General features: G+C 60.4%; 8 protein-coding genes, 1 other RNA gene and 1 pseudogene. 6 read left to right on the forward strand and 4 right to left on the reverse strand.

The window, feature by feature from the left end:
* Positions 1 to 11: 11 nt before the first annotated feature.
* Both ADM64_RS00880 and rnpB read left to right on the forward strand, forming a co-directional pair.
* Positions 12 to 677, forward strand: a pseudogene (locus ADM64_RS00880) (histidine phosphatase family protein); the annotation flags it as partial.
* A gap of 59 nt (positions 678 to 736) precedes the next feature.
* Positions 737 to 1,201: RNase P RNA component class A (gene rnpB, locus ADM64_RS10635), an RNA gene on the forward strand.
* 11 nt (positions 1,202 to 1,212) lie between these two features.
* Here the strand turns inward: rnpB and ADM64_RS00885 are convergent.
* Positions 1,213 to 2,376, reverse strand: a complete 1,164-nt coding sequence (locus ADM64_RS00885) for a galactokinase family protein (protein ID WP_049192888.1) — start codon at positions 2,374 to 2,376, stop codon at positions 1,213 to 1,215.
* 263 nt (positions 2,377 to 2,639) lie between these two features.
* On the opposite strand from ADM64_RS00885, the gene ADM64_RS00890 reads away from it, so the two are divergent.
* Positions 2,640 to 2,843: an SPOR domain-containing protein gene (locus tag ADM64_RS00890; protein ID WP_016423068.1), complete on the forward strand. Its 204-nt coding sequence runs from the start codon at positions 2,640 to 2,642 to the stop codon at positions 2,841 to 2,843.
* 12 nt (positions 2,844 to 2,855) lie between these two features.
* Here ADM64_RS00890 and ADM64_RS00895 read toward each other — a convergent pair whose 3' ends face one another.
* Both ADM64_RS00895 and panB read right to left on the reverse strand, forming a co-directional pair.
* Complete coding sequence (locus tag ADM64_RS00895; RefSeq protein WP_049192889.1) at positions 2,856 to 4,679, reverse strand: CYTH and CHAD domain-containing protein; 1,824 nt, start codon at positions 4,677 to 4,679, stop codon at positions 2,856 to 2,858.
* Between the two features lie 30 nt (positions 4,680 to 4,709).
* Positions 4,710 to 5,519, reverse strand: a complete 810-nt coding sequence (gene panB, locus ADM64_RS00900) for a 3-methyl-2-oxobutanoate hydroxymethyltransferase (protein ID WP_224783789.1) — start codon at positions 5,517 to 5,519, stop codon at positions 4,710 to 4,712.
* 140 nt (positions 5,520 to 5,659) lie between these two features.
* On the opposite strand from panB, the gene ADM64_RS00905 reads away from it, so the two are divergent.
* The 3 genes from ADM64_RS00905 (at position 5,660) to ADM64_RS00915 (ending at position 12,556) form a co-directional block, all read left to right on the forward strand.
* Positions 5,660 to 7,000 carry a glutamine synthetase family protein gene (locus ADM64_RS00905; protein ID WP_005511085.1) on the forward strand — a complete coding sequence of 447 codons (1,341 nt, stop codon included), beginning with the start codon at positions 5,660 to 5,662 and terminating at the stop codon, positions 6,998 to 7,000.
* A 61-nt stretch (positions 7,001 to 7,061) separates the two neighbouring features.
* Entirely contained in the window at positions 7,062 to 10,244 is a 3,183-nt protein-coding gene (locus ADM64_RS00910; protein WP_049192890.1) for a bifunctional [glutamine synthetase] adenylyltransferase/[glutamine synthetase]-adenylyl-L-tyrosine phosphorylase, read from the forward strand.
* A gap of 98 nt (positions 10,245 to 10,342) precedes the next feature.
* The gene (locus ADM64_RS00915) at positions 10,343 to 12,556 is read left to right on the forward strand and encodes a hypothetical protein (RefSeq protein WP_049192891.1); all 2,214 of its coding nucleotides are present in this window, start codon (positions 10,343 to 10,345) and stop codon (positions 12,554 to 12,556) included.
* A 29-nt stretch (positions 12,557 to 12,585) separates the two neighbouring features.
* Here ADM64_RS00915 and ADM64_RS00920 read toward each other — a convergent pair whose 3' ends face one another.
* A complete protein-coding gene (locus ADM64_RS00920; RefSeq protein ID WP_049192892.1) occupies positions 12,586 to 14,013 on the reverse strand; it encodes an MFS transporter in 1,428 nt (475 codons plus the stop codon).
* Between the last annotated feature and the right edge of the window lie 47 nt (positions 14,014 to 14,060).

A 14,060-nucleotide genomic window follows, 5' to 3' on the forward strand; every position in this document is an offset into this window, starting at 1 on the left:
CAGACAAGCGCGATAGCGCGCCGGGCTGGACGGGTGCGACTACGGATCCCACGCGGTTGGTGCTGCTGCGCCATGGGCAGTCGCCAATGTCGATTCGCCGGGAGTACTCGGGAAGTCGTTCGAACCCCGACCTGACAGAGGTGGGCAGACAGCAAGCGGAAGCGGCAGCACGTCACCTGGCGACGTTGGTCGATAGCGGCAACATGAGTTTCTCGGCGATTGTGGCCTCTCCACAGCGTCGTGCACAGCAGACAGCAGAGGCGGCAGCCAAAGCGCTCGGGCTGGACATCCACGTTGAAGAGGATCTGCGCGAGACCGACTTTGGGCAGTGGGAGGGCATGACTTTCTCCGAGGCTCACAACGCCACCCCTGAGCTGCACAGTTCCTGGCTTGCGGATCCGGCCGTGGCGCCACCGGAGGGGGAGGATTTCCGCACGGTCGATAGCCGAGTGAGCGCCGCGCGTGAGCGCATCGCTCAACAATTCGGTGCCTCGGATGTGCTGGTAGTCAGCCATGTCACACCAATCAAGTCGCTGCTGCGCCAGGGGCTCGGCTGCGGCTTTGAAATCTTCACTCGCCTGCACTTGGACCTGGCCAGCCTCTCCATCGCGGAGTTCTACGCAGATGGGCCGACATCAGTGCGGCTGATTAACGACACCAGCTACCTGCGTGGTTAGCAGCCGAGCACGGCGGGTTATTTGAATTGCGGTTGTGGCGGGTACACTAACCATTCGAGCGAGCCGGCCGGGTGATCGCGGCAGTTAACGGAACCGGACGCCTCTTTTACAGAGTGTGTCCAGGCCGCTGTCGAGGAAAGTCCGGACTCCACTGGGCATGGTGGTTGCTAACAGCAACCCAGGGTGACCTGCGGGAATAGTGCCACAGAAAATAGACCGCCGGGCGCACAGCCGATGTCTTTGACGTAAAGCTGTGGAGATCCGGTGAGGGTGAAAAGGTGCGGTAAGAGCGCACCAGCGGGGCAAGTGATTGCACCGGCTAGGTAAACCCCACCAGGAGCAAGGCAAAATCGCGCATGCTTCGTCGTGCGCGTGCGCGAGTGTTTGAGGGCTGCCCGTCCGATACTCGCGGGTGTGCTGCTTCAGGCTGTCAGCAATGGCAGACCGAGATGGATGATCGCCACCCGGCGCTTTCCGAAAGGAGCGCCGAGGGACAGAATCCGGCTCATAGGCCGACTCGTTCACACAAGCTTTATTACTCGACCACCGCGCCGGCCGCAGTGTTCTCCACACGGATGGTCTCGGAACCGCCGTCGTTAAGCGCGGAGGCAATCCGATCGGCGTCGTCGACGTGGGACCACATCACCAGCGACGCACCCGGGCATGGCGCACAACGGGCAATCTTCTCGCAGTCAATGGTGTCGGTCAGCTCGGCAATCTGCCCCAGCACAGAGCTTGCCGACGGCGCGGAGCCACGCTCACTGACATCGCGCGAAACCCCTGCGATGGCTGCTTGAATATCGCTGTGACGGATGTGGCCGATGACTGCGCGGGCGCGGTCGGAGGATGCGTCGGCTTCGTCAAGCCACTGAATGGCACGGCCGATGGTGGGGATGTCTTCGTCGTCCGGGTGCACCTCGTGACGAGCACGCACCCAGTCCGCGACCCGCTCCTGTGAGTCGGGGAGGCTAGCGAGAGTCGGCACGCCAAAAGCGGCGCAGGCTTGCTGGAAGAACTCGTAGCGCTCCTCGTCGGGCGAACCGCCGGTGACATCGGGGGAGTAAGCGACAGTCAGCGCCAACGACTGCGGGAGAGCCGTCTGCGTGACTGCCTCATCCGAGTGGTTGATGCACAGCAGGCTGTCCGGGCGGCTGCGCAGTGCCGTGGTGTAGGGGTACAGCGGCCACGATTGCCCCTTAATCTGCACCATGGTCTCGTGGATAGCGGTGGCAATACGCGTGCGGGTGGGCACATCATCGCGGTCGCCAAAACGCGCATTGAGAGCCAGCGCGAGAGCACACTGAATTGCCGGAACTTCTCCAAAACCGCGACCTGGCGCGATAGTGGAGGCAATGGTGACCTTCAGGCCGTTGCTGTTGCGCGGAACGAGATGCAGCGAGTGCTGCAATGCGACGATGGCAGCCGCGACAGCGGTCGGCACCTGAGAAAAAGCGGCGGGGACGCTATCCGGGAAATCCATCTTGGTAGTTTCGCGCTTGTACACGACAACGAGCTGCTGCTCGTCGATTTCCTCGATACCGACCGCAGCATAGGCCGGAATGGCGGTGGCTAGGAGCATGCCGCCGGAGGACGCGCAGTCCTCACCCAACAGGTTGATGGAACCCGGGGCGTATGCAACTGAAGCATTAGAACCGACGGCATCGAAGACGTCGTTTACGACAGCGGGTGCGGCGGGCATGGGTGAAACCTCTCCAGAGATCGGACTCATAGTGCTGGTGTGCAGTGTTCGCGTTCAACGCTTGTGTTCTAAGGTGAACAATTCCGTCGATAATACCCGGGTCGGGGGACAGTGACAAACCTATATACTGGGATTTTATGTCGCCGCAGCGCACATGGCAGGTAAATGGTTGTCTCTCTGCAAGTTTGCTTATGTGTGGAGTTGGCGGTGGCAGAACCGCTTGATAACTCGACAAGTTCTCGATGTGGAAGAGGAGAAAAATCGTGAGCGACAACAGCAGTAAGTGGTACTACCAGCCGTCGACGGGCACGGTGTTTCAGGGAAAGAAAACCGGTTGGGACGACCGAATGGGCCCCTACGATTCCGAAGAGGAAGCCCGCGCTGCCATGGAAAAAGTCGCCGAGCGCAACAAGGCGGCCGACGACTGGGATGAAGAAGATGACGACTGGGGAGTAGCTGAAAAATAAGGCTCTACGCCTTTAGGCCTTCTTGCCCTTCTTAATCTTCTTTTCCATCTTGCGGAAGGCCTTGAAAACCTTTGCCACGGCATCGTCGTACTCAGCCAGGGCCTTCAGGCCGTCGTAGTACTCCATCTGGTAAAGCACGCCGTAGCCGAAGGTGTCCCTGCCCGCACGGGAGGCACGCTTAGCGCGAGCCAGTACGAAGTCACGCGCAGTACAGGTGTCCTGGAAGTCACCGAGAACCGACTGCAGGTTCTTGCAGGCAGCGTAGAGCTTCTCGGTCGGCAGGTCCGCGTTCTGAGCAGCTTCTGCGCTGTAGCGGAGCTTCTTCGCAGCCTTGCGGACATCGTGGTAACGCTCGTCCAAATCTGCCTCTGGCAGGTCAGCATCCTCGCGGCCATCGAGTACCAGGTTGTGGCGACGACGGAACTTCGAAAACGCGCTGCGCAGGTGATCGAGCAGCACCGCAGTGGTGTCGAGTTCCTTCGGTGCCTCTACCTTCTCCGGCTCGGTCTTGTCCGAGGTCGTGGAAGCTGCTGCATCGGCGGCTGCAGTATCAGCTTCAGCCGCGACCTCGGAACCAGCTGCCGACGTATCCTCGGTGGCTGCGGCCTCCGCGTCGTCGGCAAGCGATTCGTCCTTCTTCTTGGACTTCTTTTCCCCAGCCTCGGCCTCGTCCGCGTTTGCGGCAATTGGCGGATTGGCGAGGAACTCATCGAGATCGTCGAGAAGCTGCAGGTACTCGCTGGAATTGAGTGCGAAAATGACGCGCTGATGAGCGCGGTCGTAGTCCTTCTGGACATCTTCGACGAGATTCGCACGCAGCTCCTCGCCCAAAGCGGCGCTTTCGCGATTGGCCAGCAGCTCCTCCCAGCGCATAGCGACGACCTCAGCGTCACGAGCCACGCCGAGAACACCCGCCAGCTGCTTGAGGTTGCTCTCCAGCTCAGCGACCTTATCGCCCACAACAATGCCGTGGAAGGTCTGCATGTGACTGCGTAGCTCACGAGTGGCGACGCGCATCTGATGCACCGAGTCAAACTCATCGCGGCGTACCTTCGGGTCGTACTCGACCATCTTGGCCACGTTAGCGGCCAGCGCATCGACCACAGTGCGCCCCGGAGTACCCTTCGGCAGCTTCGCTGGAACCGGCGGCAGGGGAGCGGAGTCGATGGAGTCACCCAACGCCGTCGCCAACTTCGAAGGGCTTTCCGACGGCACGGCGCCAGCCACCTCAGCGACCTTGGACATCGCTGCCATTACGGCCTTACCGTCCGGGTGATTTGCCCAATCCCCGAGCAGCTCAATCTCCCACTCACGCCAAGTAGTGGTTTCGCCGCCATCGAGGAAGGAAGTCGCCGTGACGTGATCATCCGCAAACTCCGCCATGGGCGTGCCATCGAGGGCAAACACCGTGGTGACGTGGCGCTCATTGTCTACCTGCGCGATTGGTTGCAGCGGGTGATTGCGCACAATTGCGCGCACGGGGGCAAGCAACTCGGTAGGCACGATGTAGTCAGCATCGCGGCCTTCACCGTTAACAGAGCCCTCTTCCAGGCCAACGCCATATTCGAGGCGACCGCCGGTACCCGGCGCCTTCAGATGCCACCCCTCATCGGGGCCGCCCGTGCGGCGACGCAGAGTGTGCTTGGACCGGGTCAGACGCAGGTCCGCCGTGTCCAGGTAAATCGCGGAGAGATTTCGCACCTCAGTGGTGGTGGAGCCAACCTGTGGAACGAAATCGAACGATGGGGCTACCACTTCTGGGGTAGCTGAGAACTTAGATTCCACCTCCAACGCCGCAGTTGGAGTTTTGGACTTAGAACCAGACTTAGATGCCATAACCACTAATCCTACCCCCGAATCGAAGAGCTAACCCGAGAAGTTCTGCGCCTCAGTAGGGAACTCGCGGGAGTGCACCTGGTCGACATACTGCTTCGCTCCCTTGGTCAGCATCTCGCCGACCTCTTCGAACACCGAACTAAACGACGGCCTGCGGCCATCGGCCGGAACTGCAAAGGCATCCTGCCAGACGAGAACCTGGCCATCGCACTGGTTACCAGCGCCAATGCCACAGGTTGGGATGGATAGCTCGCGGGTAATCTCGGTGGCCAGATCCGCAGGCACCATCTCAAGGACCACGGCCGCGGCACCAGCATCGGCTACCGCATGGGCGTCGGCACGCAGCTGGTCCGCCCCCGCACCGCGCCCCTGGACCTTGAAACCGGACAGCGCGTTGACGGACTGCGGGGTGAAACCGATGTGCGCCATGACCGGAATGCCGGCGTTGACCAGCGCACGGATGCGCGGGGCGATACGCACGCCACCTTCGATCTTGATCATGTGTGCGCCGGTTTCGCGCATCATCTTCGCGGCGGACAGCACGGCCTGCTCATCGGAGGCCTCGTAAGTGCCGAAGGGTAGATCGGCAACAACAAGTGCGTTGCCAGCGCCCCGGACGACACCGCGCGCAAGCGGGATCATTTCTTCCAGCGAGATCTCGGTGGTGGTGTCGTAGCCGTAGACAACGTTTGCTGCAGAGTCGCCGACCAACAGTAGCTCGACACCGGCGGCGGAAAAAGCGCGCGCGGTGGAGTAGTCGTAGCAAGTCAACATTGCCCAGGGGCGAGACTCAGCCTTCCATTCGGCCAGATTATTCAGACGAATCTTTTTTCCGCTCATGTCAATAGAGCATGCCATAGTCACCCGCAATTCGAGGCCACGAGGGCAGCGGTTATGGCACGGGTGCGGCAGTTGGCTAGCCACGCCGGATGGTCAAAATGTGTACCGCGAATCCGGGCACCTGGGTAACGTTGGAAAGTATGAACAGTCAGCAGGAATTCGTCCTCCGCGCAATCGAAGAGCAAGATATCCGTTATATCCGTCTGTGGTTTACCGACATTTTGGGGTATCTGAAGTCCGTTGCCGTCGCACCGGCTGAGCTCGAGGGCTCCTTTGAAGAGGGCATTGGTTTCGATGGCTCCGCGGTGGAGGGCTTTTCCCGCGTCTCCGAGGCTGACACTATCGCGCAACCGGATCCTTCGACGTTCCAGGTCATGCCGCGTCTGCATAAAGAAGACACAATCACGTCCGCGCGCATGTTCTGCGACATCGTCATGCCCGACGGTCAGCCGTCGTGGGCAGATCCACGCCAGGTGCTGCGCCGCCAAATTAAGGCGCTTGCCGACGAGGGCTTCCACGCGTTCATCCACCCGGAGATTGAGTTTTTCCTAGTAGAGAGCCTGGCTACTGATGGAAAGCCGCCGGTGCCAACGGACAATGGCGGTTACTTTGACCAGGCGGTCTACGACCGCGCACCCCGCTTTCGCCAAGAAGCGATCACGGTGTTGGAAGACATGGGAATCCCTGTGGAGTTCTCCCATCACGAAAATGCGCCGGGTCAGCAGGAAATCGATCTGCGCTACGCCGATCCGCTGACTATGGCGGATAACGTGATGTCTTTCCGCTACATCATTAAGCAGATCGCAATGAAAAACGGTGTGCAGGCGACATTCATGCCGAAACCTTTCCAGGATTTGCCGGGCAATGGCATGCACACTCATATTTCCCTCTTTGAAGGGGACACTAATGCATTCCACGACCCGGATGATGAAAACCAGCTCTCCGACACCGCAAAGGGTTTCATTGCCGGCATTCTGACTCACGCCAGCGAAATTTCCGCTGTGACCAATCAGTGGGTCAACTCCTACAAGCGCACGGCATTTGGCGATGAGGCTCCGACGTCCGCGACATGGGGCATGGCCAACCGCTCGGCTCTCGTGCGTGTGCCCATGTACTCACCGGGTAAGGCACATTCGCGCCGGGTGGAAATTCGTTCCTTGGACTCGGCCTGTAACCCGTATCTTGCTTACTCGGTGATTTTGGCCGCCGGTTTGAAGGGAATTAAGGAGGGTTACCAGCTTCCGGAGCAGGCAGAGGACAACATCTCCGAGTTGACCAAGCGGGAACGACGTGCGATGGGCTACCGCGATTTGCCGACATCCCTGGAGGTGGCGCTGCAGGAGATGGAACGCTCCGATCTGGTGGCCGATGCTCTCGGTGACCATGTCTACGAGTTCTTCCTGCTCAATAAGTGGCGCGAGTGGCGCGAGTTCCAGCGTCAGGTGACGCAGTGGGAGCTGCGCACAACTCTGGATTACTAGTTTCCCCGTACCGCCCCCTTCCTTTTTCGTCTTTAATTTGTTTTTTGGGTGACCAGTTTCAATGGTGATGAATCGACCTCGCACATCTCGCCAATCAGTGCCGCGGCCCGCAGCGCTGGGCTTGCGTAACGACGATCGGACGCGGGCTGACCTGGAAGATTTGGGGTGGTACAACGAGGAGTCCCTACATCTGTTGTGGGGTCTTGCCGGAGCCAGCGACCCCAAGCTGGCGCTTATGGCGCTAGTGCGGCTGAAAGGCGCTCTCGACGAGCTGGAGCAGCAGGGAAAGCTGGAGAACTGGGCCACCTGGTCCGGTCTCGATGAAGCCATGCGCGAGCAGGTGCCGCTACGTACGCGTATGTTTGCGCTGCTCGGCGGCTCGAGTGCACTGGGCGATCACCTGGTTGCACACCCAGAAAAGTGGGTTCTGCTCCAAGCTGAGTTTCCAACTGAGGCAGACATGTTCCGCGAGATGCTCTCCAGCGTCGGGGCTGTGCCCGAGGTCATCGAACTCACTGATGAGGCCAGTCTGGAAAAGCAGGAGGATCCCGAGTATCGCAACCCCGTCGTTGCGCCCGCCACGCTTGAAGGCCCCGGTTTGTACCGTGCGAAGCTAACCGGCCGTGAGGCCGAAGTTGCGATGCAGTGCGCCTACCGCGACTTGATCATGCGTATTGCGTGCTACGACTTGGCTGGCACGTATCCACGGGGTCCTCGCCGTCCGGGACAGCCACAAGTCCCATTCCGTCAGGTCTCGGAGGCACTCAGTGATCTGGCTGATGCGGCGTTGACGGCTGCACTCTCTGTCGCGGTGCAACAGGTCTTTCCTTCGTCGCCGGTCTCAACACGCCTGGCCGTAATCGCCATGGGCAAGTGCGGTGCGGAAGAGCTGAACTACATCTCCGATGTGGATGTCATATTCGTCGCAGAGCCGGCGGATGCCCGAGCCACCCGTTTGGCCAGCGAATTTATCCGGATTTCTTGCCACTGCTTCTTTGAGGTCGACGTGAATCTCCGACCGGAGGGTAAGTCGGGTGCACTCGTACGCACCGTGGATTCCCACGTCGCCTACTACAAGCGTTGGGCCGAAACCTGGGAGTTCCAGGCGTTACTGAAGGCGCGGCCGATGACAGGCGATATCGAGCTGGGCCGCGAATACATCGATGCTCTAGCTCCGATGGTGTGGACCGCCTCTCAGCGGGAATCCTTCGTCGATGATGTTCAACGCATGCGCGCCCGTGTGGTCCAAAACGTCCCCGAAGAGCTTCGCTACCGAGAGCTCAAGCTCGGTCGCGGTGGTCTGCGTGATGTCGAGTTCGCGGTGCAGCTGCTGCAGCTGGTCCATGGTCGCTATGACGATAGCCTCCGCGTGCTGCCAACTGTGATGGCACTCGACGCACTTGTCGAGGCTGGCTATATCGGTCGCGAAGACGGTGCCGCGCTGATTAACGCCTACGAGTTCGTCCGTCTGCTGGAGCACCGCCTGCAGCTGCAAAAGATGCGGCGGACGCATTTGTTGCCTGCCGACGACGACACCGAAGCTCTTCAGTGGCTCGGTCGCGCCTCTGGCATCGTCGGTGAGGGCGGCACCGATGCCAGCAAACCGCTGGCCAAGCAGGTTCGACTGGCCAGCTCACAGATCCGCTCCCTGCACAACAAGCTTTTCTACCGTCCACTGCTGAACTCCGTGGTGGAGCAGGACATTGGAACCCTGCAGCTATCGGCCGATGCGGCAAAGCGCCAGCTGGCCGCGCTGGGCTATCAGTACCCGGATCGCGCCTACGAGCATCTTTCTGCGCTGGCGGCGGGCACCTCGCGCAAGTCGCGTATTCAGGCGATGCTGCTACCGACGCTGATGGAGTGGCTATCGTCGACGCCAGACCCCGACGCGGGTCTGCTCAATTATCGCAAGCTCTCTGAGAAGCTCCACGACGAAACGTGGTTCCTGCGTACGCTGCGCGATGAGGGCGTCGTCGGCCAACGGCTGATGCGTGTGCTCGGTTCTTCGCCGTACGCGTCTGATCTGATTATGAGTGCGCCGGACGTAATTAAACGGTTCGGCGACGGTGCATCTGGGCCGAAGCTTCTGAATACCGACTCCGATGCAGTCGGGCGTGCGCTGGTCGCAGCGGCTGCCCGACACAACAGTCCAGCTAAGGCCATTGGTGTGGCACGTGCGTTGCGCCGTGCAGAGCTCGCGCGCATTGCCTCCGCAGATCTCTTCGGACTGATGGATGTGCAAGAGGTCTGTCACTCTCTGTCGATGGTGTGGGACAACGTGCTCGAAGCTGCCCTTGCCGCCGAAATCCGTGCATGGTCGCTGGAGCATCCTGACTCGGAGGTCCCGGGCGTTATCTCCGTGATTGGTATGGGGCGACTCGGCGGTGCTGAACTGGGGTACGGCTCCGATGCCGACGTGATGTTCATCTGTGAACCCCGCAAGGACGCCGATGGAGCGCCGCTTGTCGACGATTCCGAGGCGGTCAAGTGGGCAACCAGGATTTGTGACTCGTTGCGTCGTCGGCTGGCAAAGCCAAGCCAGGACCCGCCATTGGAGGTCGACGTGGACCTGCGCCCAGAAGGACGCTCGGGCCCGATTGTCAGGACCCTGGATTCCTATGTGACCTACTACGAGCGCTGGGGTGAAACCTGGGAGATTCAGGCACTGCTACGGGCTACCTGGATTGCCGGCGACAAAGACCTGGGCACCCGCTTCCTTAAGGCCATCGATCCGCTGAGGTACCCACAGGGCGGAGCTGATGCCAAGATGGTCCGCGATGTCCGTCGTATGAAGGCGCGTGTTGATTCCGAGCGGCTGCCTCGCGGAGCTGATCGGCGTACCCACACCAAACTCGGTTCCGGTGCACTGACCGATATTGAATGGACTGTGCAGCTGCTAATCATGCTGCATGCCCACGAAGTGCCGGAGTTGCACAACACGTCGACACTGGAGTGTCTGGAAGTGCTGAAAGACCGCAGAATTCTAGATGAGGAGGATACCGACGCACTTCGGGATGCCTGGCTGATGGCGACGAATGCTCGCAATGCGCTGGTGCTCACGCGTGGTAAACGCACGGATCAGCTGCCACAGCCGGGGCGTCAGCTGACTCAGGTCGCAGGTGCGGCGGGGTGGGAAGCATCGGATTCCAACGGTTTTATTGAGCACTATTTGCGTCTGACTCGTCACTCCAGCCGTGTCGTCAATCGTGTGTTTTGGGGTGAGGAGAACCCCGACCACGAGTAGGCCGGGCAGAGGTCTGCCGCACCTCGCTGCGAGGCTCATTATGTGGCAGCGGGGTGCAGCCTTTGTCTTAGCACGGCGACCGGGCATAATGGTGGGCTATGGAACGCAACGTCGATTACTCGGTACGCCCTAGGTATGAGGATTTCATTCTCAACCTAGATGGCACTGACCTGCGTTTTTTATTGAGCCGCACGTGTCCAGCAGCTGACACCTCAGCTGCTGGACAAGAGGCGGTGGAATTGCTGATGTCACAGGATTCAGCGCATACGGCGCTGTCTTTTTGTGATCCCGATGTTCTCGATGTGGCCCAATTGGTTCATATTCTGGAGGATTCCGCATCGCTGGATACCCTCACAGAAGTGGCTTATTGGGCATCGGATGCGGACGTGATGGCGCACGATACGCCGAAGGGCGTTGACCGCAAGCGTCGTCGCGTCGGCAAGCAGCAGCTTGAGCATGTGCTACGCCGTGGCCAGCGCCAGGGGCTCGTGTGGGAGGAGCCGGCGGGCGTGTGGCATGTGCCACCACATATTTCGGAGGTGTTCCCGGCGGAACCGAGCCTCAGCTTCCGCGTCGCCGACTTGGTGGCGAATATGCCAGCGGATGTGCTGAGTCGCCGTATGGAGCGCATGGGGCTGGAGCCGGATAACGCGCCGGGAGAGGGCACATCGCGAGCTCTGAACGCCAGCGATTTAACGGTGCGGAATGTGCAGGCTCGCCAGGTGGAGCTCATTGCAGGCTTCCTCTGCGATCCGGTGAAGGTGCGGGCTCTGGTGATGACAGCTCCGGTGGATATTCGCAATGAGCTGCGCTGGATGGCAACCGACGAGAAGTACTTGCCCTCCTATATGTGGTCTGAACTACGTGCCGACGCGGTGCGCTGGGCCGAAGAGCGTCTGCTGCTGACTGTGCTAGAAGAACCGGCGATGCCGACATTTGAGCAAGAATCGGAAGCACGCAACGAATCGACAGTGGTTGCCCGCCTGGTGGGCGCAGTCGCGTTGGCGCTCAAGGGCGACATGTGGTCGATTCGTAAGCCGCATCCGACGGAGTCTTTCCCGGCAACGCTGGAGTCAAAGGAATTGACCGAAGCTTCGGTGGCTGCGGTGGCGTTTGCTTCGGCGTTTATGGATGCTGCGGGCAGCGGCGACGGACGTCTGAAGGACCCGTTGCACATGTATGAGGAATCGAGCCTGCTGTGGATTCAGGACTTCGCAGCGTCAATAGGGGCGAGTGCTTTCGCGGCGCCCTGGATTGTGGAGATGCTGGTCAACGCGGGATTGATTCACGCTGACAGCGGGCATCCGACGCCGCGCGCACTGCAGTACTGGTACAACGCTGATGCCTCGACCCGATGGGCGTATCTCGCGGCGGGCTTCCTCGTTGGTCGCGGTCCGTGGCACGGCGAGTTTCCGTGGGTGACCATGGGCGTCGATGATCTGTCGCATGCCACCCTTGCCTACGGCTACCCGTATGCCGCGCGTGAAGTAGTGTCACTGGCCGCGCAGCTGGAGGAAGATCAGAAGTTCTATGGCTGCTGCGTCGAAGGGCATATGGCTTGGAATGTCGACAACCTCTGCGCTCGCAATGGCGCCGATGGGGAAGCGATGGTCGGTTGGCTGCTGGAGCAGGCCGGCATCTTGGGCATTCTCTATCATGGGCACGCCTCCTGGCAAGCCATGGCCATCATGTATGCCTTGCACGACATCTGGCTGACTGATCAGCACGTCGGTGCTCAGCGCATGGCCGAACTCATCGCTGAGTATGCCGCTGGCCAGGTGCCGACGGCGGAGGCAGTCCAGATTGCCCGCCTGTTCAAGGATGCCGCACCTAACGAGCGCCTGGCTGCCACATTGGATGGCGTCGCCAGCAACCAGGTTGCCCTCGCGTTGGACTTCATCGGCGACCGCGAAACCTGCGCGGAAACTTCTCGCTGGATTATTTCCGAGGAGAGCCTGCGTCGCGCTTGCCTCGCGGTTGACGGCGACGTCGATGTCCTGTTTTCCCAGCTGGGGCCACTGGTCAATAGTTCTATGAAGCTGGTCATCTACGCCGAGCTAGTCCGCATTACCAAGACCGAGAAGCTGCAGGAAATGTATGAGCGTGAGGCCGTAGCATCAACGCCTTCGCTTGACGACGTCCCGGAGAACGCAGCCTCCGAAACTGACACCGGTGAGCGCGCTTCCCATGGTGCTCAGACCGATGGCAGCGAACGCACGGCGGATAGCGGCCGCGCAGACTCCTCTGGGCGATCGGAGGACTCGGATGACTCGGAGGGACTGGAAGGGCCAGAGCAGCTTTCGCTGTTCTAGCCGCTCCGTCATTCGGCTTCCTGTAGTTCCTACTCCGTAGGTTCCAGCTCAAAACGGCTTTGCTGGGCGACAAAGCGTGCTGCCGCACGCTTTGCCACCAGCAGGCCAACGAAACCGATCACCCACACACCGACGACAGCCAACCAGCCAATGCGGAAGGTCTCCCAGGTGTAATTTCCATCGGGAGCTGCAATATCCAGCAGGAAGCCGACACCTTGTGCAGCGAGCATGGTGGCCACAAAACCGCCCATATTCGCCAACCCAGTGCCGGTGGCGAGTACCTTGCGATCGACCTCTTCGCGCACTGAGTCAAAGCCGAAGTTGGACATTGCACCAAGACCGGCCATTAGGATGTTGACTACGATAATTGCCCAGTACGCTGGTGGGTTGCTCGGTGCCAGGAACACAATCCAGACGGCCATGTTGATAAACGCGATTGCGACAACAACCTTGATACGGTCGCGGCCGGTGCGTGCCGAGACCATGCCCATCAACGGCCCGGCGATAATTACTGACAGCGTGTTAACGACCAGCACCACACTGGCCTCGGAGGGCTTAAGACCCATACCTAGCATCATCAGAGGCATGCCCCACAGCAATGTGAAGATGCACTGATGCATCAAACCAGTCCAGTGAGTGAAGAAACCCTGCCAGCACACCGGGTGAGTGGTCACAATCTTCAGAGTCTGGCCGATAGTTAGTTTCTCATCGGCTGCGGCAGAGGCTCCGCCATCGGCAGCCGTTTTCGCGGCCTTCTCGGCGGCGCGGCGTTTACGAAGTGACATCTTGGCTGTGGAGGAGTTCTCCGGGACGTCGGCAAGCGCGATCATGCCTACGATAGCGATGAGAAGACCCGCGGTGCTCAGCGACAAGAACGCGGGCACCCACCCCGCGGCGTGCAGAATCGCGAGGAACGGGACCGCAGAGATGAACTGGCCGAGCTGGCCAAGACCAGCCGTGAGCTGCGTGAACAGCGGAGTGACGCGCAGTGGGAACCACGCGGGAAGCAGCCGCATAGCACCGAGGAATGCGGTGGCATCGCCGGCGCCGATGAACACACGAGCAATGACAGCCAGCGGATACGATGTCGTGAACGCAATGATGACCTGGCCCAGTGCCATGATTAGTGCGCCCACGACCATCGTTTTCTTGGCGCCGACGCGGTCAATGATGATGCCCGTCGGGATCTGCGCCAGGGCGTAGACGCCAACCTGCACGGCGGTGAACAGCGCGAGTTGGGAGGCGTTGATATGGAAGCGATCGAGCGCCTCGACGCCTGCGACACCCATGGAGGTGCGGCCGACGATGGCAACGATGTAGGTAATCAGCGCCGCCAGCCAGACGGCAATCGCGCGGCCAGTGACGTGCTCGCGCGGGTCCTTTGCCACCTCGGTGGCGGGCTGATCTGTTGATGAAATCTGATCTTTACCGTTACGCTGCTTTACCACTCGCCACATTGTAGACCCCATCAACCAACCGGCCTGAAGAGGGGTCGCACCGGGGT

This window comes from Corynebacterium sp. 401_CJEI, from assembly GCF_001076435.1.
Lineage (GTDB): Bacteria > Actinomycetota > Actinomycetes > Mycobacteriales > Mycobacteriaceae > Corynebacterium > Corynebacterium jeikeium_D.

What these genes read in the sequence shown, in the direction of transcription:
- ADM64_RS00885 (WP_049192888.1), bottom strand. Translation starts at nt 2,376, where the DNA reads ATGCCCGCCGCACCCGCTGTCGTAAACGACGTCTTCGATGCCGTCGGT.
- ADM64_RS00895 (WP_049192889.1), bottom strand. Translation starts at nt 4,679, where the DNA reads ATGGCATCTAAGTCTGGTTCTAAGTCCAAAACTCCAACTGCGGCGTTG.
- panB (WP_224783789.1), bottom strand. Translation starts at nt 5,519, where the DNA reads ATGAGCGGAAAAAAGATTCGTCTGAATAATCTGGCCGAATGGAAGGCT.
- ADM64_RS00905 (WP_005511085.1), top strand. Translation starts at nt 5,660, where the DNA reads ATGAACAGTCAGCAGGAATTCGTCCTCCGCGCAATCGAAGAGCAAGAT.
- ADM64_RS00910 (WP_049192890.1), top strand. Translation starts at nt 7,062, where the DNA reads ATGGTGATGAATCGACCTCGCACATCTCGCCAATCAGTGCCGCGGCCC.
- ADM64_RS00915 (WP_049192891.1), top strand. Translation starts at nt 10,343, where the DNA reads ATGGAACGCAACGTCGATTACTCGGTACGCCCTAGGTATGAGGATTTC.
- ADM64_RS00920 (WP_049192892.1), bottom strand. Translation starts at nt 14,013, where the DNA reads ATGTGGCGAGTGGTAAAGCAGCGTAACGGTAAAGATCAGATTTCATCA.